Genomic DNA, 22,817 nt, shown 5'->3' with positions numbered 1-22,817 from the left:
AAGATATTTCTTAGAAAAAGTCGGTTTTAAGACTTAAAAATATTATTTTAAATTAGAATTACGATATTTTTCATAATATTAAATGAAAAAAGCACCTTGTTACATTAAGTAAAAGGTGCTTTTCAAATAAAATATTTATTATATTAATAATAGATTTTTTGACGTCCAGCAATAGAGTGTGAAAGCGTTGTACCATCAACCATTTCAAGCTCGCCTCCCACAGGAACCCCGTGAGCAATTCGGCTTGCCGTAATATCATACTGAGCACAGATCTCAGCAATATAATTAGCTGTCGCTTCACCTTCCACTGTCGGGTTTGTTGCCAAGATAACTTCTGAAATCGTTTCTTGGCTCAAACGCTCTTCAAGTCTATCTAAACCAATATCCATCGGTCCGATGCCATCTAAAGGGGATAAATGCCCCATTAAAACGAAGTATCGGCCCGCAAACTGCCCTGTCTGCTCAATAGCATGAATATCTGCAGGACTTTCCACAACACAAATTTGCCCATTCTGCTGACGACGAACATTGGCACAAATGGTGCAACGCTCTTCTTCAGTAAAAGTACGGCAATCACAGCAATGACCGATTTCAGACATTGCACGCGTTAACGCTTGTGCAAGTCGCATACCACCGCTTCTATCACGCTGAAGCAGTTGGAAAGCCATTCGTTGCGCTGATTTAGGCCCGACACCAGGCAAACAACGCAACGCTTCCATTAATGATTCAAGAAGTGGGCTAGTTTGCATTAGAATGGCATCTTAAAGCCTGGTGGTAATTGCATACCATTAGAGACAGAGGCCATTTTCTCTTTTTGTGTTTCATCGATACGACGCGCAGCATCATTAAAGGCGGCTGCAATCAGATCTTCTAACATCTCTTTGTCATCTTCTAGCAGACTAGGATCGATTTCAACACGACGGCAATTATGAGCACCATTGATAGTGATCTTGACTAAGCCAGCGCCAGATTCACCGGTCACTTCTAAGTTCGCGATCTCTTCTTGCATTTGTTGCATTTTGTCTTGCATTTGTTGGGCTTGCTTCATCAGATTGCCCAAACCACCTTTTCCGAACATAATTGTCTCTCTTTGTAAAAGCCACACAGTATGAAGTCATACAACATGTTGCGATTAAACAGGTCGGATACTCTCTTCATCCAATTCAGCATCAAAATATTGCTGTAATGTTTGAATTGTTTTATCCGTAATAATCGATTGACGCGATAACGCCAACTTTTCATCATAAATGGCTTGTCGCCACTCCAGCGGAGTTTTTACCGCGGGATCATCATCTTCTATAATTGTGAGTGAAATTGCTTTTCCATGCAATTCACTTAATGCATTTGTGAGTGTGCGTAGCGCATTTGCAGAATTTAAATGTTTCTGTCTCGTTCGTAAATGCAAAATCACGTTTTCTTCACTTACTGTCTCTTTATACGCATTTAATGCCAGTTGTTGCACCAATTTAGGTAATGGCATTTTTTCAATTTCAGCAGCCCATGCATCTCTTTCTTGTGATTCTTTCGCGATTTTTGCCGCTAATTCAGGGGTTTTTTCGTATTCGAGAACTTCTTTGATCTCTTTAGGCGAAGATACCGTCTCTTGCGTTGACATCAACTCAGGATTTTGTGGACGCCATTGATACGCTTCTTTTTTCTTTTTCTCGAGTGCATTAGGATTAGATTGACGCTTAGCAACTTGCTGACGTCTTTCACTCACGGCTGCTAGCCGCTCTAATGCACTAGCAGCCGGCTTAGCCTGATTTGGCATTGCCGGTTCAGACTTTTTTGGCGGAGTTTGTTGTTCCGTCCCCTTTATCGCCTGCCGTGCTCTTAAAAGTTGTGCTGCTGGACTATTACCTAATGAGGCATTATCCATAGGTGAAGAAGAACGTGTATTTTGTGACGAATGTATCTGAGGCACTTGTTGGGCATTGTGTTCAGACATTCTATTCGTAGGCAATGACGTAGAAGGTAAAGTTTGTGCTAATGGTGCAGAAGAAACCTCATCAATCACTGTTTTTGGATGAAAAGCCAACGCCCTTAATAACGTCATTTCAACGCCCATGCGTCTATCTGGTGCATAAGCCAGTTCTTTTCGTCCAACCAATAAGGTTTGATAATAGAGTTGTAAGTCTTGTGGTGAAACAGATTTAGCCAATAGGCGCAAACGTTCTTGGGTAAATTGTTCTTGGGGATTATCTTCACTTGGCAATAATTGCAACATGGCAATTTGATGCAATAATGAAAGTGTTTCAACCAAGAAGTTTTCCCAATCGGTGCCCCTTGAAGCCACTTCATTAACTAGTGACATCACTTGTTGACCATCTGCTTTTACTAGAGCTTCAATCAGTGCTAAAGGCTGAGCATCATCAATAGTACCAAGCATTTGGCTAACAACTTCAGTACTGACAACCCCTTCACCACTTGCAATAGCTTGGTCCGTTAAACTTAAAGCATCTCGCATACTGCCATCGGCTGCTCGAGCAATAAGCTGACGTGCTCTTACATCATTTTCAATATGCTCAGCGGTAAGTACTTTTTCGAGTTGAGTCGCAATCTGGTCGATATCTAACGCGCGCAAATGAAACTGTAAACAACGCGATAAAATCGTGACCGGTAATTTTTGTGGATCTGTCGTCGCTAGTAGGAATTTAACGTGCTCTGGTGGTTCTTCTAATGTTTTTAATAGCGCATTAAAACTGTGACGAGAAAGCATATGAACTTCGTCAATCAAGTAGACTTTGAAACGTCCACGTGCTGGCGCATATTGCACATTATCAAGCAGTTCACGGGTATCTTCTACCTTGGTACGCGATGCAGCATCTATTTCAATTAAATCAACAAAACGCCCCTGTTCTATTTCAAGGCAATTTGCACATTGACCACAAGGTTTACTCGTAATGCCTGTTTCACAATTGAGCCCTTTAGCAAATAAGCGGGCAATAGTGGTTTTTCCGACACCTCGAGTGCCTGAAAAAAGATAGGCGTGATGAAGTCGCTGATGATCTAGACCATTAGCTAAAGCCGTCAACACATGACGTTGACCGACAACATCGTGAAAAGTTTGTGGGCGCCACTTACGGGCAAGTACCTGATAGCTCATTGATTCCGCTAAATTTGAACGAGATTTATCTCTATGCTAACACAGGGACGCCCCATTGAGCGAGATTTGTCAGAAACAAATGAGATATTGATGAAAGAACCGTCGAATATTTGACGTGTGTCAGAAAAGAAAATCAATTGTGCGGGCCATGGATATTTATATATCACACACAAATAACACAAAAGTACCCGCACTATTACTCATGTTTAAAATAATGGTGTGAATCACCACACTCTAAACAGTGAAGATATTAATGTCCTGGAAAATCAACTAGTGTAAAGCTGTGAACACCTTGTTTTTCTAAGCGTTCAATACCGCCTAAATCAGGTAAGCAGATAATAAAGGCTGCTTCTGTCACAGTTCCACCTAAACGACGGATAAGACGTGCAGTTGCTTCAATGGTGCCACCTGTTGCCAGTAAATCATCAACCATTAATACTTTATCTTTATCCGTGATACTGTCTTTGTGGATCTCTAAAGTATCTGTGCCGTATTCCAAATCATAAGTTTCACTGAGCGTTTCGCGAGGCAATTTACCTTTTTTACGAACAGGAACGAAACCAACACCAAGACGTAGAGCGACCGGAGCACCAAATAAGAAACCGCGAGCTTCGGTACCCACGACTTTAGTGATACCCTGACCTTGATAGTGTTCTACCAATAAATCAATGGTTGCCTGATATGCAGCAGGATTATCCAGTAATGTAGTGATATCACGAAATAATATCCCTTCTTTTGGATAATCAGGAATGGTTTCAATACTGTCTTTAATAAATTGCAGTTGTTGCGCGTTAGCAGTCATAATCAGTGCCATAATAAAAAACGAAACGATAGAATCTATGCAATATGCCGTTAAAATGCAACAGAAAGCCAGTTAACAACTCTTTTTTGTTGCTTTAAGTCAATTCATGTTTTTATCAAAACAAGGACAAGAACCTGATGAATAAACCTGATCCTTTAAGCTTGTTTAAAAAACAGATAGACAATCTTGCCGAAACACTGGCGCCTATTGCAAACAAAAAAATTGCAGCACCTTGCTTCGACACAGCACTATTCCACCGCCGAAGTGATTCTCTTGGCGGCTATATGCAACAGATCCGCGATAATTTTACCCAGTTAATCGCTTGTGTTGAGGCACAACGAAGCCAGCAAGTTAAATTTCTGGCCACACAAATCCTACAACAAATAGAAGCATTAACTCGTGAATTATCGACACAAACACTAAGAAAGCAAGAGAACCAACTTACTCAACGAAAAAAAAGTGTCGATTTATACCAAAAACTTGCCCAACATCAGGATTATGAGCGCAGACTACAGGCCATGATCCAAGATAGAGAACTTTCATTAACGCAAGCACAGAGTTTTATGCAGCAACAAGAATTGCAAAAAGAAATTGCCACACTGGAGAATCGCCTAGCACGCTGTAAAAACGCCCTTTTCTCTATCGAAAAAAGCATTGAAAAACAAGAGGATAAATTTTAAAGGCGATTATTATGAGTTTAAAAGAAGCCCCAGAATCTGTTCAGTTGGCTGTTGATCTTATCTATTTACTTGAAAGTCACCATATTGATCCTAAAACAGCACTAGAAGCCCTTGAGATTGTGCGCCAAGATTATGAAAACAAATTGGCGGCACAATCAACAAATATTCCCCTTAATTAAGCCAAAGGGGGATTCGTTTCAGGTGTTGAACCATCAAGAGGGCGTTTTATCTCTTGTACTTCATCACCTTGTTTATTATGCAAATAAACATCAAGTTGATTAAATGCAATATTAATGTCGTTTTCATTACAAAGCTTATCAATAGCACGATTAACTTCATCAATTGCAATGCTTCTATCCCCTAATGTTCTGACATAAAAACGTAAATCGTGGTTTAGCGTACTGGCGCCAAACTCAGTGAATAAGACGACTGGCTCAGGCTCAGTCATCACTCTGGCATTCTCTTTTGCCGCTTTCATTAAGATAGCTTTGACCTTATCAAGATCAGATCCATAAGCCACCCCCACCTGAATAATAATACGTGTGACTGTATCCGATAATGTCCAGTTAATAAGACGTTCTGTTACAAAGGCTTTATTGGGAATAATCACTTCTTTACGATCAAAGTCTGTCACAGTCGTTGCCCTTATTCGAATTCGACTAACAGTACCAGAATAGCTCCCGATAGTAACGGTATCGCCAATTCTGACCGGTCTTTCAAACAAGATGATTAAACCAGACACAAAGTTTGCAAATATCTCTTGTAAACCAAACCCTAACCCTACCGTTAAAGCAGCAGCTAACCATTGTAATTTTTCCCATGCCACACCTAATATTCCTAGAGAAACAATAGTACCCATAGCAATAATAACGTAGGTTAGAATGGTCGTAATGGCATAAGAAGCGCCTTGTTGCAATTTGATGCGCGATAAAATTAATACTTCTAATAAACCGGGTAAGTTTCGCGTCAAAAACCAAGAAATTGCCATAATAGAAATAGACAATAAGAGATCTGCTACGGTGACAGCTTTGACAACATTGCCTAACTCAGTAGGTAAAGTGTAACTCCAGAGCGAGATACCATCTAAATAGGTAAATACAGTAATAAAATCAGACCAGATACCGTAGAAGCTAGACGCAAAAATGATAAATAAAATCATTGTTGTCAGTCTTAATGATTGCTGATTGATTTGCTCCATATCCATGGGTGGCTCTTGAATTGGCTCAAGGCTATTATCTTCGCTCTCTTTTTTTTCTTTTAACATCGCTTGCCTACGCTCGATAGCTCGACGGTAAGCAAGCCTTCGAGCCGCCACGGTTAATCCCCGCAAACTGGCATGATAAGCAATGAACCACAACATAAGCAGATATAAGCTATCAATCCAGCGATTTGCTAAACGTAACGCCGTATAGTAATAACCAAAAATCACTAACCCCATTAAAATTAAAGGCGAGAACGTTAATAGGGTGATCACAACCGTTCTAACAACATGATTGCCCTTTTCTTGCCACATTTCACGGCAAAATGGCAACGCACATAAACTAATACAAAACAGTGAAATAATCGCAACCAATTGCCCAATAACATCACCCACCAGTAATAATGGGTTATTAATACCATAAGCAGAAAGCAAAATAATTGGTAGCATAGGAAAAGAAAGACGTAATAAACGTTTACGATTTTGCTGAACTCGCTCTACAGGGATTTTAAAATGTTTTACAGCAACGCCATTATCAGACATTAAACGATAAGACCATTCAAACATCAGCCAAAATACCGCAAATTGCCAAGCAAAAGACCAGATAAATTCTTGTTGCACATTAAAACTATTTATTAGCCAATAACCAATCGCTAAAACAAAACAAGAAAGAGGTAATGTTTTTAGGAAAACAATGCCTAACGCCAGAGGTGTATGTAGCTGAGAATCTTTATTGAGCTTATTAATATCCCCATTCAGCTTTTCAAACTGAGTATCTAGTTTTTTACGTTGCCAAATCAGTATTGAACCAAACAGAATCAACGCAATAAGGACAGGGAGTGATTTCTTAGCCCCGATCAACAGATTTTCATTTGACCAATTCAATTTAAAACTTTGAAATTCTGCCACTGCTTGAGAAGGAAACGTTGAAAACCAATTGAGATTGATAGGTTTGTTACTACTCACCCAGAAAATCTGTTGTGCTAATGTACCTTCTAAAGAGCTTACAACACTGCGTAATTGTTGCTGATCCATTTGCAGATTTATCGAACCTGAAATTTGATTACCTAATTGATTATTAAGTTTATCAAGCAACTCTCGACGCGCATCAACAAGTAATTCTAATGCACTACGTAACTCTTTTAGTGCATTAGGATCGGTAACTTCAGGATGAGCTGTTTGGTATTCCTGCATCAACTGATCAAGATAGATATTGGGTTGTATTATCTGATCACGTTGTTTATTAATTTCAAATTGCTCTAACCGCAAATCAGCGATTTTATCAGGTAAATTATTAATAAAAATACCATCCGGTAAATCAACTTGTTCTTCAAATAAAATTCGGGAAAGTAACAAACTTCCTTTTAATACATCAATTTGTTCTTTTAGGTTTCGTTCAGATTGAATAGCTCTGTCTAGGCGGTTTTTCACCATTAAACTATGGCGATTTAACTCATTATTATTTTGTGTTGTAACAATTAGCTTATCACTAAGGCGCTTATTAATTTCTGTTTGCGCTAAATAAAAGGGATCATTATTAATGGCTTGATTATCAAGCTCCGTACTTTGCGCTTCTTTCGCTGTTTCTTCTGAGCTATCTAGGCGTTTATCACTGATGGCTTCTTGAAGCCACTGTGCACGTTCTTGTGAAAGGTCGATATACGCAGAACTATAGTCACGTTGAAGTTGTAATAAGCTTTGTAATTGCACATTTGACTGTAGCGTGCGCTTTTGAAAATTGTTTTGTTGTTGAAGGTAATATTGCTCTAATTGCAATAACTGCACAGCAGAAGGTCGCATCTGCGCTTTATCTGCACTACTTTTATTCAGCAATGTTCTTATTTGTTGCAGTCTTTCTGAATTATTAAATAAAATAGATTGCGCCCTTTCAGGCTGAGTTTGTAATACGATAAGTTCATTACTGTAATTAGCCAAATCATCTTGAGATTTTTGTAAAGATTGCAAGACACTTTCTAATTGTGATTCCAATGTTGCTAATGGTAATGTTTCCAATGATTTTTGGTAGTCATCCACTTCTTTATTGGCAACTTTTTGTTTTAATTGATTGAGTTGATATTGCGTACTACGCAGTTTCTCAGGTAGTTGCTCTACGGTTTTATTATAATTTACTGATTTTTTTTCTAGCTGTTGAATATTATCAAGTAATAAAAGTGATTGTTCTAAATCCGCAATAGTTAATTTATCTTCTGCACTTAACTCGCTACGTTTGTTTAATAAATTGAGCTGATTTTGAATATTTTCTTGAGTAGGTAAATTGGTGGGAACCGCAGCTAAAACGGAGGTGATGGAGAGGCACCAAAGAATAAAAATAATAACCGTGATAGCGACAATCGTCGTCATTCGATTATTAAAGGAAGAAAAAAAAGTATGTATCCGCATGATTAAGCAACTTGTTCAATTAATATTGAAAAACTGTTTATTAGTATAATCCAATTACGTTAAATTGGCAGTGTAAACAGAACAAGTTGCTTGGATGTTTCTCGCCTGAGAAACCGAAATAATGATCAGAAGGTTAGTATTTTATCTGCATCTAGCGTCCACTGTGCTAAATCAACTAATGTGCCTAACTCTGCACCATCAACTAATGGTAAGTCACTGATACCGCGGGTATCTGTACATGTTTTGCATAATTTAACAGGAACATTTTGTGCTGTTAAAATTTCCAGCATTTGTTGTAAGTTATAACCTTCTTTAGGCTGTTGGCGAGCTAAAGCTCCCGTAACAGCATCCGACATTAAAAAGATATTTAATTGAGTTTCTGGGTGCTGTTCTTTTAATGTAATAGATAAACGCAACGCGTTAAATAATGACTCATTACCATAAGCCGCACCATTAGCAATAACTAATACCTTACTCATGAATGTCTCCCTTTTGTTTAATAATAGATTAAGAGGGTGCAGATATTCTCATATTTGCACTGTGCTTTATCATATCAATAAAGCTATCAACCAAATATTGACTTTCATCTTTGATAGAAAAACTTTCTGGTGAAAATAACCAGTTTTCGGCAAGACCAGTCATCATGGCTCTTAACATGATGGCGGCCCTTCTTAAATTAAGGTTGGATGGGAGTTGTTTTTTTTCAACACAACGAGATAAAGATTGCTCTATTCTAGAGTAATCAGCTGCACACAATTCTCTACGAATTTCAACAATTGGTGTCATTTCTCCGACAAATTCGCATTTATGGAAATATATTTCCAAAAGTGCATTATGTTTAGGATCTTCGACAATCGATGTCAATATGTAAATAAGCAATTCTCTTAATACAAATAGTGGATCATCTGGGTATTTTGTTTGATACTCTATTTCTAAAGATTCTATTTTTAAGTCGGTGAGTTCGCACGCTTCAGTAAATAAATCCACTTTATTTTTAAAGTGCCAATATATTGCACCACGAGTAACACCGGCAGCGGTGGCAATATCTGAAAGTGATGTGGCAGAAACGCCTTGCACAGTAAACAGCCTAAGTGCAGCATCAATTATCTGCTGTCTTGTCTCTTGTGCCTGTCGTTTAGTTTTTCGTGCCATTATTCCTCGATTTTGACTGAAGTTAATTTACATACATTCATGTATGTTTGTACTATACATCGCAATCAATCATCAACTTAATTATTTTTATCCCGGGAAACAACGTTTGAATAGAGGTTTTCTTATGCGAAAAAACAGAGGGGTTTTGCCTCTGGCTCTGTTAGTGCTATCAGGCAGCTTGGTTCTTGCTGGATGTGACGACAAAGCTAAACAGTCTGCTGGGGGTCCACCTCCTGCACCGGCTGTCGGTGTTGTGACTTTAGGAGCGCAATCTCTGACAATCACCACTGATCTACCAGGTCGTACATCAGCCTTCCGTATTGCTGAAGTTCGCCCTCAAGTTGGCGGCATTATTTTAAACCGCAATTACAAAGAAGGTAGCTATGTAGAAGCAGGTACATCTTTGTACCAAATCGACCCAGCTATTTTTGAAGCAACGTTAAATAGTGCGCAAGCTGAATTAGCGAAAGCTAAAGCTAATGCTGAAATAGCTCGTCTCACTGTGGAGCGTTATAAGCCTCTACTGGGTACAAACTATGTCAGCAAACAAGATTTTGATACTGCAACGTCTCAATATGCGCAAGCTGTTGCGGCCGTTAGAGCAGGTGAAGCTGCTGTAACGACAGCAAAGATTAATCTTGAATATACAAAAGTGACTGCGCCCATTTCAGGTCGCTCAGGTAAGTCTACTGTGACTGAAGGCGCACTTGTCGCGCCAGGTCAACAAGTGGCACTCACCACTGTTCAGCAAATCGATCCGATTTATGTCAACGTGACACAATCGAGTGAAGATTACCTGAAACTTAAAAATGAAATTGAAAGTGGTGTTATCCGTCAAGAACAAGGTAAACCTGTTGTTCATTTAACATTGACCAATGGGCAAGCTTACGCACAGAAAGGTCATTTAGAATTTTCTGATGTGACTGTTGATGAAACCACAGGCTCAATTACGATGCGTGCTATCATACCTAACCCCAATGGTGAATTATTACCAGGTATGTTTGTCCGTACTAAATTAGAAAATGGTATTCGTCAAAATGCAATTTTGATCCCACAGCAGGCCGTTATTCGTACAGCTCGTGGGGATGCAACAGCAATGGTTGTTAATAAAGACAATGTTGTTGAAGTTCGTACCATTGATGTGTCACAAGCTGTTGGTAATAAATGGCTAGTGAATAGTGGTGTTCAGGCGGGTGAGCGCGTTATCGTTTCTGGATTGCAAAAAGCAAAACCCAAAATGACAGTAACGCCTCAAGAGGAAAATTTAGATGCAAAGCCATCACCTGAACAAACTGAGCCAGCTAAGAATCCTCAATAAGGAGTCGGTGATCCATGCCTAAGTTTTTTATAGATAGACCGATATTTGCGTGGGTAATTGCGATAATTACCATGCTCGCAGGTCTTCTGGCACTCATCAAACTGCCTGTTGCCCAGTATCCAACGATTGCACCGCCAGCGATTTCTATCTCTGCGGTTTATCCTGGTGCTGACGCCACCACTGTGCAGAACACTGTTACCCAAGTTATCGAACAAAATATGAATGGTATCGATAATATGGTGTATATGTCTGCAACCAGTGATTCAGCCGGTATGATGAATATCACTCTGACCTTTGAAGCAGGTACTGATCCTGATATCGCGCAAGTACAGGTGCAAAATAAACTGCAACTTGCTATGCCGTTATTACCTCAGGAAGTGCAACAACAAGGGATCAGTGTTGATAAATCCTCAAGTTCATTCTTGATGGTTGCGGGGTTCATCTCTGCTGACGGCTCAATGTCACAAGATGATATCGCAGACTATGTAGGTGCAACAATTAAAGACCCGTTAAGCCGTGTTACTGGTGTGGGTGAAACTCAGTTATTTGGTACCCAATACGCAATGCGTATCTGGTTAGATCCCGATAAACTAGTAAAATATAACATGACAACGCTTGACGTTATTGGTGCAATAAAAGCACAGAATAACCAAGTGGCAGCGGGTCAATTAGGGGGCACCCCTCCTGTTCCTGGTCAGCGTTTAAACGTATCTATTATTGCTCAAACTCGACTTAATACCGCAGAGCAATTTGGCGACATCCTAATGAAAGTCAACACTGACGGTTCGCAGGTTAAGCTAAAAGATCTCGGTATTGTTGAAATGGGTGCTGAAAACTACAGTACTATTGCTCGCTTTAATGGCCTACCTGCTTCTGGTATTGGTATTAAGTTAGCAACGGGGGCCAACGCATTAGATACCGCAACGGCTGTACGTGCTGCATTAGCTGAAATGGAACCATTTTTCCCTGCGGGATTAGAGGTCGTTTATCCTTATGATACAACGCCATTCGTTAAGATCTCTATTTTCGAAGTGGTAAAAACGCTTATTGAAGCCATCATGCTGGTATTCGTAGTTATGTATCTGTTCTTACAGAATTTCCGAGCTACGTTAATCCCAACAATCGCAGTACCGGTTGTTTTATTAGGTACTTTTGCCATACTCTCGGCGTTTGGTTATTCGATAAATACTTTGACGATGTTCGCAATGGTTCTTGCCATCGGGCTTCTGGTGGATGATGCCATCGTTGTAGTAGAAAACGTCGAACGTGTTATGCAAGAAGAAGGGTTGTCACCTAAAGAAGCAACTCGTAAATCTATGGGGCAAATCCAAAGTGCGCTGGTCGGTATCGCCCTTGTGCTTTCTGCGGTATTTATTCCAATGGCATTCTTTGGTGGTTCAACGGGGGCTATCTATCGTCAGTTCTCGATCACCATCGTATCAGCCATGATCCTGTCTGTTTTCGTTGCATTGATTTTAACACCTGCACTTTGTGCAACAATGTTAAAGCCTGTACCCAAAGGCAGTCATGGTGTGCAAACTGGCTTCTTTGGTTGGTTTAACCGTACCTTTGAAAAAAGTAGCCATCACTATACTGACAGTGTATCCCGTACTCTTCGTGGAACTGGTCGTTACTTATTAATTTACGTTTTATTAGTCGTGGGCATGGCGTTAATGTTTATCCGCTTACCCGCATCGTTCTTACCTGAAGAAGACCAAGGGGTATTACTGACAATGGTTCAGTTACCTGCTGGCTCTACACAGGAACAAACTCAAGACGTATTAGAAAGAGTAAATGACTACTTCAATACTGATGAAAAAGAACTCGTTAAGTCCGTCTTTACCGTAAGTGGCTTCGGCTTCGGTGGTCAAGGGCAAAATATGGGTCTAGTCTTCGTGGTATTGAATGATTGGGATGAACGTAAAGCAGATGAAGACAAGGTTCCGGCAATTGTAGGTCGTGCCAATATGGCATTATCTCAAATTAAAGAAGCCTTTGTTTACTCATTTAATATTCCAGCGATTGTTGAGTTAGGCTCTGCGGGGGGGTTCGAATTCGAGTTAGTCGATAAAGCTAACCTCGGCCATGAAAAACTCATGGAAGCGCGAAATCAATTACTCGGAATGGCGGCACAACAACCTCAAATGTTAATGGGTGTACGTCCTAATGGTCAGGAAGATACATCACAGTATCGTCTATATATCGATCTAGAAAAAGCGCAAGCTCAAGGTGTTGCAATTAGCGATATCTATTCAACATTAGGTACCATGTTTGGTGGCAGCTACGTCAACGACTTTATCGACCGTGGTCGTGTTAAAAAAGTTTATGTTCAAGCTGAATCACAATTCCGTATGTTGCCACAAGATATCGGTAATCTTTATGTTCGTAACAATGTCGGTCAGATGGTTCCATTCTCATCGTTCATTGATACAAGTAAAGATCCTTGGTTATATGGCTCTCCACGTTTAGAGCGTTATAACGGTTTACCTGCTGTCCAAATTCAAGGTAGTGCAACACCGGGTCAAAGTAGTGGTGATGCAATGCTGATGATGGAAGATCTCGCAAGTAAATTACCAAGTGGTATCGGTTACGAATGGACAGGAATGTCATATCAAGAGCGTTTATCTGGTAACCAAGCGCCTGCGCTGTATACCATTTCCTTGATAGTCGTATTCCTCTGCCTTGCTGCTCTTTATGAAAGCTGGTCAGTCCCCTTCTCCGTTATGTTAGTCGTCCCTCTGGGTGTCATTGGTGCGCTTGCATTAACCTCATTAAGGGGTCTTGAGAACGACGTTTACTTTAAGGTTGGGCTCTTAACAACCATTGGGTTATCGGCGAAAAACGCAATCTTGATTGTTGAATTCGCCAAAGACTTGATGGAAAAAGAAGGAAAAGGACTCATAGAAGCAACGTTAGACTCTGTTAGAATGCGTCTACGTCCAATTCTAATGACCTCTCTGGCCTTTATGTTAGGGGTTATTCCCCTTGTATTAAGTAATGGTGCGGGTTCTGGTGCACAGAACTCTGTAGGTACAGGTGTATTCGGTGGTATGATTGCCGCAACCTCCCTCGCTATCTATTTCGTTCCTATTTTCTTCGTCGTGATCCGTAGACGATTTACGAAGAAAAATGAAGATTTAGAGCATCCAAGTAATTCACACTAATTTGTTGTGAATACAAAAAGGCCACGTAAGTGGCCTTTTTCTTTATCTATTGATATATCGTTTAAAATGAAAACTTCTCTCAGTATATTATTTAAAAAAAATATCCCTTTAATCAATAAACGCATTTTATTTTTTTTCTTATATATGACTTTTTGTCAAAATCAAACAATACTGTTATTTATAAATAACAACAGTAAATATACCTCATTTACACGCTTAAACATGTAAACACCAATAAAAATAAAGATAATCATGATGTTAAAAAATGATCATCTTGATTGGGATTTCTTAATTTTTACGAAAATAGACAAATTTCTGTTGTTCAGATAGTGACTTATGCGATAATAGTGCTATATTAAGCAAAGAAACATTTTATTGTGTCATTTTTAAACTCTCATGTATGCAATCGAGTGTTTGATATCGCCTTTCGATATGCTATTACTTTGTTAGAAATAATAAATATAATTATTAAACGCTTTTAGCATACAGGTAAATATAAATACCTGATTTTAAGTTTATGTTTTTTTTATTAATCCATTAATGAATTATGTGATATGTCTCATTAATAATTGTTCATTCTACGTATTTACCATTATTAATGAATATTTCCTATTAATTCACCCACGATAAGTTATGGACGAATATTCACCAGAAAAAGTAGATTTAGCTGAATTGTCGTTTTTATGTGAGGAGCTATTACAGCAAGCTTTAGACTCTTTAGATAAAAATAACACTGTTTGGCACAATGATCTGAGTAGCACAAAAAGTGTTGACCTCAATGTCTTAATTGAACACATTATGGACTTTAGTTGGAAATTTAAGATAAAACATCCAGATAAACAAGTAATTAATACTCTTATGGAAGAGTACCTTGAAGAGACATATCGTTTATTTGGTAATACTTCAATTTCTTACACAGATATCAATAATTGGAAAGAGTTAAACCATTCGCTTTTAACTCTTATTGCTAAAAATCCCAAAAGTTATATTAAGTAAATTTAATTATCTTTAGTTTTATTTGAAATAATAGAGAAAAGACAACATGACTAAGACAGACTATCTAATGCGTTTAAGAAAATGTACCTCAATCGAAACATTAGAGCGAGTAATTGAAAAAAACAAATATGAGCTCTCTGATGATGAACTAGAGCTGTTTTATTCAGCAGCTGATCATCGTTTGGCTGAACTGACTATGAATAAGCTCTATGACAAAATTCCAGCTTCTGTTTGGAAGTTCGTAAGATAATCTAGCACTATTTAATTAGCTTAATTTTATTTTTGCTATTTTTATTTTTTATTATAGTAGGGTTATTATTTCTTAATTTAGATATCGTTTTTTTATTCACGTTTTCTTATCAGTAGAATGATTACACACCATCATGCCGTTAACTTATTACGGCATGACAGCACTATTTTACCCAAAATACCCCATTTACAAATATCATCATTCATTTTCAAATGACGCATCAATACATTAAATTTATTATTTCCCATATAGACGATATTGATATTCGCAAGAAAATATAACATGCAAAAAATGCTATTATTGGAGATAAAAAATAGGAGGGTACGAATTTAAGAGGGTTAAAATTGGGTGGGGCCTTGCCAGCGACATCCCGGCACACGCGACACCTGCCATGGCTGCTTCCTTCCGGACCTGACCGAGTTAACAAGTTAGCGTTGCGGGAGAACCAACAAGACCCCATAGATTGCCTTATTGCTAAGACGACACGCATTATGTTTTAATCTCGCCAAAATAGCAAGGACAGTAAGCCTAAGTGATGATTAATTACCCAAATCAAGGATTATCTCTTATTTAATAGCCTTTAACACTCTTTTTGCCTCTCATAAATCCATCAGACCGTATTCAATAAGCTAATAAATAATAATCTCATCAACTATGTTCATAAAACATTAGGTTGAGATCTAAGATAAAAAGGAGATTATTTTTTTATATTCTTAGGATTGTATATAATCACTTTATAAAAAATAACCCGATCTAATGGTACAGGTACACTATGAGTCAGGCATTAAAAGATCTCATCAACTTGATGGCACTTGAAAAAATAGAAGAAGGCCTATTTAGAGGGCAAAGCGAAGATTTAGGGCTACCTCAAGTTTTTGGTGGACAAGTTGTAGGACAAGCGCTGTACGCAGCAAAACAAACAATAGCAGATAACCGCTATATCAATTCCTTTCACAGCTATTTTTTACGTCCTGGTGATAGCCATAAACCCATTGTTTATGACGTAGAGTTTATTCGTGATGGTGGTTCATTCAGTACTCGTAGAGTCAGTGCGATTCAGCATGGTAAGCCCATTTTTTATATGACAGTTTCTTTTCAAGAGTTTGAAGAGGGCTTTGAACATCAAGATACAATGCCTGATGTTCCGTTTCCCAATGAGCTTATCTCTCAAGATGATATTTTGAAAAAAATGGCTCCTAAATTACCAGAACCCATTAAATCTTTAGCATTACGAGAAACGCCTTTTGAAGCACGCCCAGTGCAATACTTTAACCCTTTTGGCTACTCTAAAGCCCCCGCAGAACGCTATGTTTGGTATCGTAGTCGTGGCGACATGCCATCAGATCCATTTCTACATCAATATATGTTAGGTTATGTTTCTGATTTTGACTTCTTACCTACGGCACTTCAACCTTATGGTTTAGGATTTATGGATCCAAGCCTTCAAGTGGCCACAATTGACCATTCCATGTGGTTTCATCGTCCATTTCGTATTGATGATTGGTTACTGTATGTGATTGAAAGCCCATCAGCATCAGGAGGAAGAGGATTTGTTAGAGGGAAATTCTTTAATACAAATGGTCAGTTAGTTGCTTCATCTGTTCAAGAAGGGGTTATTCGCCAAAAACGCCCTAAGCATACAAAATAATAAATCAGCATATTCCCCCCTCAAAAGAGGGGGAATAGACAATTACTGCTGATAAGCTCTTTCACCATGAGACGTTAAATCTAACCCATCATGCTCTTCTTCTTCAGAAACACGTAATCCCACCAGCTTATCTGCGATTTTAAAACCAATATAAGCCACAACACCTGACCAAATCACCGTAATAACGACACTCATTAACTGTATTAAAACTTGCTTGCTTAATGTCATGCCATCGCTATAGCCCACTCCCCCTAAAAATGAAGCCGTAAATACCCCCGTTAACAAACATCCCGCAATACCACAAGTACCATGAATACCGAAGACATCACAAACATCATCAACTTTTAACCACCGTTTTAAAATAACAACGCCCCAAAGTCCGATAATTCCACCTGTTACACCAATAAATAACGCCCCCATAACACCAACAGTACCAGCTGCTGGCGTAATCGCCACCAGCCCAGCAATACAACCAGAGCAACTGCCTAGCATCGATGGTTTTCCTCTGACTAACCATTCAGATAAAGTCCAAGAAAGTACAGCTCCTGCCGTTGCGATTACCGTATTTAAAAATGCTAATGCCGCAATCGCATTTGCACTACCAGCAGAGCCGGCATTAAAGCCAAACCAACCAATGTAAAGTACAGCCGTTCCTGTAAATACCATCGGTAAATTATGCGGTTTAAGTGCTGTATGTTGATAGTCACGACGCTTTCCAAGTAAGTAAGCACCAACAAGGGCTGCAATAGCGGCATTGATATGAACCACTGTTCCTCCGGCAAAATCGAGTGCTCCATCATCAATTAACCAGCCGCCTTCTCCCCATACCATGTGAGCAATCGGGATATAAGAAAACGTGAACCAAATAACCGTAAAAATTACCAATGCTGAAAAACGGACACGTTCACCCAGTGCTCCAACAATCAATGCAATCGTTATCACAGCAAAAGAGCCTTGAAAGGCAATATGAACATATTGATTAATTGAACCAGAAACAGATCCTAGAGAAACATTATTCAAGAAAGTAAGTGACCACCCACCCCAAATTTTATTACCTGCAGTAAAAGCCAAACTATAACCGAACGTTATCCAAAGAATGACCACAACACTAAAGATCATCATCACTTGTGTTATCAACGAAAGTACATTTTTACTTCTCAGCAATCCGCCATAAAACAAGGCAATGCCAGGAATAGTCATAAAAAAGACCAACGCAGTACATATCAACATAAAACCATTGTCCGCGTTATCAATTACAGTGACTTCAGTGGCAAGTGCTGATGAAGGAAAGTTTGTAAGCACTAACATTAATAATAAAGAAAATAAGCTTTTCATCAAAATTCTCCTTTAAAGTGCTTCATCACCAAACTCACCCGTACGAATACGAACAGCTTGCAATAATTCCAAAACAAAAATTTTGCCATCTCCCACTTTGCCGGTGTCTGTCGCTTGCATGATCGTTTGCATAACAGGCTCTAGTTGTTCATCGCAGACAGCGAGTTCTATTTTTACTTTAGGGAGAAAATTAACTTCGTATTCAGCTCCTCGATAAAGCTCAGCATGCCCTTTTTGCCGTCCATATCCTTTTACTTCACTAATTGTCATCCCTTTTATACCTAACTCAGAAAGTAATTCTCTGACCTCTTCTAATTTAAATGGCTTAATAATGGCAATGATATATTTCATATAAACCTCGTCGATGTGAGAAAGAACAACGTTTATAGAGCAAAAGATATGCCAACTATTAATACATTGATATTTAAAAAGAAAATTAAATCATCAAAAAATAAAATAAATAAATTCACCGTATTGGTGCAACAATAAGCCGACTATTTTGATAAAAGCAAAATAGTCGGGAAAATAAAAAAGGGCACATAATTTTTATGTGCCCTCTAAAAAATCAGATGTTAATTTTAAGTCAATTATTCTACTTCAACAGGAGCTTGTTCTTGTAAAGACTCTCTGACTTGCTGTAATTGATACATATTATAGTATCGCCCTTTTTGTGAGAGCAATTTCGCGTGATCACCCTGCTCTACAATTGCACCACGATGAAGCACCACGATTTCATTAGCTTCAATAATCGTAGAAAGCCGATGGGCAATAACAATTAGGGTTGTTTTCTCTCTTACGACTTTTAATGCCTTCTGTATGGCTTGTTCTGTTCCTGAATCAATATTGGCTGTTGCTTCATCAAGTATAAGAATGCGAGGTGGTAGTAATAATACACGAGCTAATGCAAGTAATTGTTTTTGCCCCGCTGATAATCGACTACCTTGTTCACCGAGTTCTGTTTGTAATCCTTGAGGTAATGCGTTCACCCATTGATCGAGTTGTACTGTTTCTAACACCTGCCATAGACGTGACTCGTCATATTCTCGCCCTAATGTAATGTTGTCATGTAACGAACCGGACAATAAGACCGGATCTTGTTGCACCATGGCAATACCACTACGCAACGCATAATGAGAGTAGTCCTCTAAAGGTTGGCCATCTAAATAGATATTCCCTTTTTGCCAAGGGTAATTTCCCATTAACAGGCTTGCTAACGTACTCTTACCACTTCCAGTATGCCCAACGAATGCCACAAAATGGCGCGCAGGAATGGCTAAATTGATATCTTTTAATACCCATTGTTCATCGCGATAGGCAAACCATAGGGAATTAACATCGATATGACCTTGAGTAATGATATGTGATGATGAACCGTAATGTTGCAAAGGTGCATCCATTAATTCAAACACTCGCTCACCTGAAACAACTGCTTGTTGCAAAATAGACTGTTGAGATGTCAGTGTGATTAAGGGTTCATTTAAACGTCCTAAATAACTAATAAACGCATAAATGACCCCAACACCAATAACAGCACTGCCTTGATAACCAAATAGCATCAATAAGCCACATAAAACCAATGCAGAGAGCATACTTAACAAAGGACGTAATAACAGACCATCGAGTTTTAATGCCTTCATACGAGCTTGGTAATGTTGCCAGCTATCATCAGACATTCTTTTACCAAATCGAGCTTGTTGCCTAAATTGCTGGATCACTGACATCCCATTGATGACTTCATGGAAACCATCATTAATATTGGCAAGAAAATGGCGCACATTACGGACTATCGGTGTACTGAGTCGCTGATAAAGCATCATCACACCAATAACGGCAGGAAAGATAGTCATCGCCACTAATGCCATTTGCCACTCTAATAAGAACATAGCAATTAACATAACAACCACTAACGCAATGGCGCGGAATAATGTCGGTAATACGTTAACAAATAAATCTTTAATTGTTTCAGTATCATTTGTTACACGAGAAATTAATTGACCTACTGGCTGATTATCAAAAGCACTTAAAGGTTGTTTTAGCGCCGCACTCATTACGTCAGTGCGTAATTGTTGCACAACACCGACCGCGGCATAATTAAATACAATCGCCTGATAATAGTGAAGAGCAGCAGCAATTATTTGTAAGAGAATAAATGCCAATGCCAAACTTAATGAAGAGACTAATTCAACATTATTCGTAGCCACTTTCGCATCAATGAAATAACCCACAATTAATGGCCCACCCACTTCTGCAACAGCCGCGAGCCACAACATAATGACACCCCATGTCATAGGTTTGCGATAAGTTTTACCATAAGTTAACAGGCGCTTTAATGCAGGGAATAGCGCTTTAACGGATTTATTTTTATTCATCGTCATCCAGCGCAGCCTCTAATTGCTGATAATGGTACATATCTTGATACCAACCAGGTATTGATATTAGTTGTTGATGCGTACCTTGTTCTACTATTTCACCTTGTTTTAACACTAGGATATGAGTGGCGCCGACCAAAGCAGATAAACGATGTGCACTGATAATCAACGTTCTATCTTTTCGCCATTGCGACAAATTTTGTAAAATTTGATATTCAGTTTGCCCATCAACGGCAGATAATGCATCATCTAATAACAAGATTTCCGCATCTAAAAGTAGTGCTCGCGCAATAGAAATACGTTGCTTCTGCCCACCGGATAGCATCACGCCTTTTTCACCTACCTGTGTTTGATACCCTTCAGGTAAACGTAAAATATCGTCATGAATATTCGCCAGTTTTGCCACTGCTTCAATTTCATCTTTGGTTGCATTAGGACGTCCTAGTGCAATATTTCCTGCAATGGTATCTGAAAATAAAAAAGGTGTTTGATTAACCACGGCTAAACGTGCTCGCCATTCATCGAGTTTTAATTGATAAATAGGTATGGATTGAAAACAAATCTCCCCTTCTGTCACATCATAAAGTCGTTGAATAACAGTAAGCAGTGTGCTTTTACCACTTCCTGTCATTCCACAAATTCCCAACATATCACCAGGGGATAAGATGAAATGAATATTTTTCAGCACCTCAGTCGTTTGTTCAGGATACTGAAAGCGCTCGATATCAACCGATAATACACCTCGGCCTTGTTTTGGTGATAAATCACCATCAATCATATCGAGTTTCTCATTCAATAAGCTATTAATTCTGCTATAAGCTGCACTACCACGTTCAACAATATTAAACATCCATGCCAGCGCCAACATAGGCCAAATCATTTGCCCTAAATACATAACAAAACTGGTTAATTCACCTAGTGTCATCTTGTCATTGAGTACAAGATAGCTCCCGCCAGCAACGGCGAATAAATTAGCAAAACCGATCGCCATAAAAATGGTGGGGTCAAACAAAGCATCAATTCTTGCGACACGCATATTTTGTCGCCCCGTTTCTTTTGCAACATCCTCAAAACGAGTGGCATGCTGTTGTTCAAGCCCGAATGATTTGATCATGCGAATACTGCTCAGGCTTTCTTGAGCTTGATTATTCAATGAAGAAAAAAGTGCCTGTGCGGTTTTAAAACGGCTATGTAATTTATCACCATAACGTTTAATCAACATTGCCATTAATGGCATAGGTAACAGTGAAATTAAAGTGAGTTCCCAGCTTAACTGGATGCTCATCATCACAAGTACAGCAAGTCCCATCACCATTGAATCGACTAAAGTTAAAACACCTTCGCCAGCAGCAAAAACGACTTTATCGACGTCATTCGTGGTACGTGCAATTAAATCACCAGTGCGATAGCGGTGATAAAAAGAGGAAGATTGCTGATTAAGCTGTTGATAAATCTGCATTCGTAGCTTTACAGCTAATTGATAAGAGGCCCCAAATAACCAAAGACGCCAAAAATAACGCAAAAGATAAACCGCAATAGCAATTAACACCATCACGCCAACCCAATTCATTACTTGGCTAAACGACAGATTATGGTTATCGACACCATCCACAATGATCCCAACAATTTTAGGCGGGATCACCTGTAATACTGCGATAACCATCAATAAGAAAATAGCACCGACATAACGACGCCATTCACTGAGGAAATACCAACTGAGCTGTGAAAATAGAGCCACGCCTTAAATCCTAAGGTTATACAAAAAATAAAAGTGCCAGTTGGTAAAGATGAACCTTATTCAGGTATCGGCATTGCCGTTGTGTATTTAATTTTTTCCATTGCGAAGTTAGAAGTCACGTCAATAAGGCCTGGTACACCATTAACCATACGCTTATAAAACAGATCGTAACTTTTCATGTCTACCACTTCAACATGCATTAGATAATCACACTCACCCGCCATTCGATAGAATGTCAGTACTTCTGGCATTTGCTTAACAAATGAAACAAACTGTTCGTACCATTCGCTATTATGTTGCTGTGTTCTAATCATAACAATAACTGTTAGACCTAGCCCAATTTTTTCGCTATCAAGTAGAGCAACTCGCTTACGAATATACCCTTCATCCTCAAGTCGTTTCAATCGTTTCCAGCAAGGTGTTGAGGTTAGGTTAACAGCCTCAGCCAAAGTATTCAGTGAGAGGCTTGAATCTTCCTGTAACAGCGCTAATAATTTACGGTCAATCTTATCTAACATAGATACTCCTTCAAAATATGCCCCTACAAAAATAATGATAACCTGCCCCTGACTATAAGAGTAATCATCTAATGATAAATCGGTAATAAATTGTCATAATATATGTACTTTTATGCGTACTAATCCTTATGTAAATTCAATTT

19 protein-coding genes and 1 other RNA gene are annotated in these 22,817 nt (G+C 38.9%); 7 read left to right on the top strand and 13 right to left on the bottom strand.

The features are described from left to right. Nucleotides 1-143: 143 nt before the first annotated feature. The 4 genes from recR to apt all read right to left on the bottom strand — a co-directional run bounded on the left by recR (nt 144) and on the right by apt (nt 3,908). The gene (recR, locus tag GWI97_RS03595) at nt 144-749 is read right to left on the bottom strand and encodes a recombination mediator RecR (protein WP_036932853.1); all 606 of its coding nucleotides are present in this window, start codon (nt 747-749) and stop codon (nt 144-146) included. Further along, nucleotides 749-1,078 (bottom strand): YbaB/EbfC family nucleoid-associated protein, encoded by a 330-nt coding sequence (locus GWI97_RS03590; protein ID WP_036932854.1) that lies wholly within the window; start codon nt 1,076-1,078, stop codon nt 749-751. Before GWI97_RS03590 ends, recR begins: the two co-directional genes overlap by 1 nt. 54 nt (nt 1,079-1,132) lie before the next feature. After that, nucleotides 1,133-3,106, bottom strand: coding sequence for a DNA polymerase III subunit gamma/tau (gene dnaX, locus GWI97_RS03585; protein ID WP_115370457.1), 1,974 nt, complete (start codon nt 3,104-3,106; stop codon nt 1,133-1,135). Nucleotides 3,107-3,356: 250 nt separating this feature from the next. Further along, complete coding sequence (gene apt, locus GWI97_RS03580) at nt 3,357-3,908, bottom strand: adenine phosphoribosyltransferase (RefSeq protein WP_036932856.1); 552 nt, start codon at nt 3,906-3,908, stop codon at nt 3,357-3,359. Nucleotides 3,909-4,045: 137 nt separating this feature from the next. Between apt and priC the strand changes: the two genes are divergently transcribed. Both priC and rsmS read left to right on the top strand, forming a co-directional pair. Beyond that, complete coding sequence (gene priC, locus GWI97_RS03575; RefSeq protein WP_036932857.1) at nt 4,046-4,588, top strand: primosomal replication protein PriC; 543 nt, start codon at nt 4,046-4,048, stop codon at nt 4,586-4,588. A gap of 11 nt (nt 4,589-4,599) precedes the next feature. Then, nucleotides 4,600-4,767 (top strand): pleiotropic regulatory protein RsmS, encoded by a 168-nt coding sequence (rsmS, locus tag GWI97_RS03570; protein WP_072024184.1) that lies wholly within the window; start codon nt 4,600-4,602, stop codon nt 4,765-4,767. On the opposite strand, the gene mscK is transcribed toward rsmS, so the two are convergent. The 3 genes from mscK to acrR all read right to left on the bottom strand — a co-directional run bounded on the left by mscK (nt 4,764) and on the right by acrR (nt 9,338). Beyond that, nucleotides 4,764-8,186, bottom strand: a complete 3,423-nt coding sequence (mscK, locus tag GWI97_RS03565) for a mechanosensitive channel MscK (protein ID WP_087802978.1) — start codon at nt 8,184-8,186, stop codon at nt 4,764-4,766. The genes rsmS and mscK overlap by 4 nt on opposite strands. A 125-nt stretch (nt 8,187-8,311) precedes the next feature. Beyond that, on the bottom strand, nt 8,312-8,665 hold the full coding sequence (locus GWI97_RS03560) for a DsrE/DsrF/TusD sulfur relay family protein (protein ID WP_072069368.1): 354 nt from the start codon (nt 8,663-8,665) through the stop codon (nt 8,312-8,314). A gap of 28 nt (nt 8,666-8,693) precedes the next feature. Beyond that, nucleotides 8,694-9,338 (bottom strand): multidrug efflux transporter transcriptional repressor AcrR, encoded by a 645-nt coding sequence (acrR, locus tag GWI97_RS03555; protein WP_036932861.1) that lies wholly within the window; start codon nt 9,336-9,338, stop codon nt 8,694-8,696. 124 nt (nt 9,339-9,462) lie between these two features. Here acrR and GWI97_RS03550 point away from each other — a divergent pair, with 124 nt between their 5' ends. From GWI97_RS03550 to GWI97_RS03535, 4 genes are all read left to right on the top strand, one after another. Then, a complete protein-coding gene (locus GWI97_RS03550) occupies nt 9,463-10,656 on the top strand; it encodes an efflux RND transporter periplasmic adaptor subunit (RefSeq protein WP_036932862.1) in 1,194 nt (397 codons plus the stop codon). A 14-nt stretch (nt 10,657-10,670) separates the two neighbouring features. Further along, complete coding sequence (locus tag GWI97_RS03545; protein WP_036932863.1) at nt 10,671-13,820, top strand: efflux RND transporter permease subunit; 3,150 nt, start codon at nt 10,671-10,673, stop codon at nt 13,818-13,820. Between the two features lie 633 nt (nt 13,821-14,453). Next, nucleotides 14,454-14,816: an Hha toxicity modulator TomB gene (gene tomB / locus GWI97_RS03540; RefSeq protein ID WP_036932865.1), complete on the top strand. Its 363-nt coding sequence runs from the start codon at nt 14,454-14,456 to the stop codon at nt 14,814-14,816. A gap of 46 nt (nt 14,817-14,862) precedes the next feature. Beyond that, on the top strand, nt 14,863-15,066 hold the full coding sequence (locus GWI97_RS03535) for an HHA domain-containing protein (protein ID WP_006535062.1): 204 nt from the start codon (nt 14,863-14,865) through the stop codon (nt 15,064-15,066). A gap of 354 nt (nt 15,067-15,420) precedes the next feature. Here GWI97_RS03535 and ffs read toward each other — a convergent pair. Continuing rightward, nucleotides 15,421-15,517: signal recognition particle sRNA small type (gene ffs, locus GWI97_RS03530), an RNA gene on the bottom strand. A gap of 321 nt (nt 15,518-15,838) precedes the next feature. On the opposite strand from ffs, the gene tesB reads away from it, so the two are divergent. Then, on the top strand, nt 15,839-16,714 hold the full coding sequence (gene tesB / locus GWI97_RS03525) for an acyl-CoA thioesterase II (protein ID WP_036932867.1): 876 nt from the start codon (nt 15,839-15,841) through the stop codon (nt 16,712-16,714). A gap of 42 nt (nt 16,715-16,756) precedes the next feature. Here the strand turns inward: tesB and amtB are convergent, their stop codons facing one another. The 5 genes from amtB to GWI97_RS03500 form a co-directional block, all read right to left on the bottom strand. Beyond that, on the bottom strand, nt 16,757-18,049 hold the full coding sequence (gene amtB / locus GWI97_RS03520) for an ammonium transporter AmtB (RefSeq protein WP_036932869.1): 1,293 nt from the start codon (nt 18,047-18,049) through the stop codon (nt 16,757-16,759). 12 nt (nt 18,050-18,061) lie between these two features. Beyond that, nucleotides 18,062-18,400 carry a P-II family nitrogen regulator gene (locus GWI97_RS03515; RefSeq protein ID WP_036932870.1) on the bottom strand — a complete coding sequence of 113 codons (339 nt, stop codon included), beginning with the start codon at nt 18,398-18,400 and terminating at the stop codon, nt 18,062-18,064. 236 nt (nt 18,401-18,636) lie between these two features. Further along, a complete protein-coding gene (locus GWI97_RS03510; protein WP_036932871.1) occupies nt 18,637-20,424 on the bottom strand; it encodes a SmdB family multidrug efflux ABC transporter permease/ATP-binding protein in 1,788 nt (595 codons plus the stop codon). Continuing rightward, nucleotides 20,411-22,156, bottom strand: a complete 1,746-nt coding sequence (locus GWI97_RS03505; RefSeq protein WP_036932873.1) for a SmdA family multidrug ABC transporter permease/ATP-binding protein — start codon at nt 22,154-22,156, stop codon at nt 20,411-20,413. Before GWI97_RS03505 ends, GWI97_RS03510 begins: the two co-directional genes overlap by 14 nt. A gap of 56 nt (nt 22,157-22,212) precedes the next feature. Next, nucleotides 22,213-22,674: an Lrp/AsnC family transcriptional regulator gene (locus GWI97_RS03500; protein ID WP_036911686.1), complete on the bottom strand. Its 462-nt coding sequence runs from the start codon at nt 22,672-22,674 to the stop codon at nt 22,213-22,215. Nucleotides 22,675-22,817: the final 143 nt, after the last annotated feature.

The organism is Proteus sp. G2300, from assembly GCF_009915965.1.
GTDB classification, from domain to species: Bacteria; Pseudomonadota; Gammaproteobacteria; order Enterobacterales; family Enterobacteriaceae; genus Proteus; species Proteus vulgaris.
The sequence above is the reverse complement of the archived record's forward strand: the minus strand, read 5'-3'. Positions and strand labels throughout refer to the sequence as shown.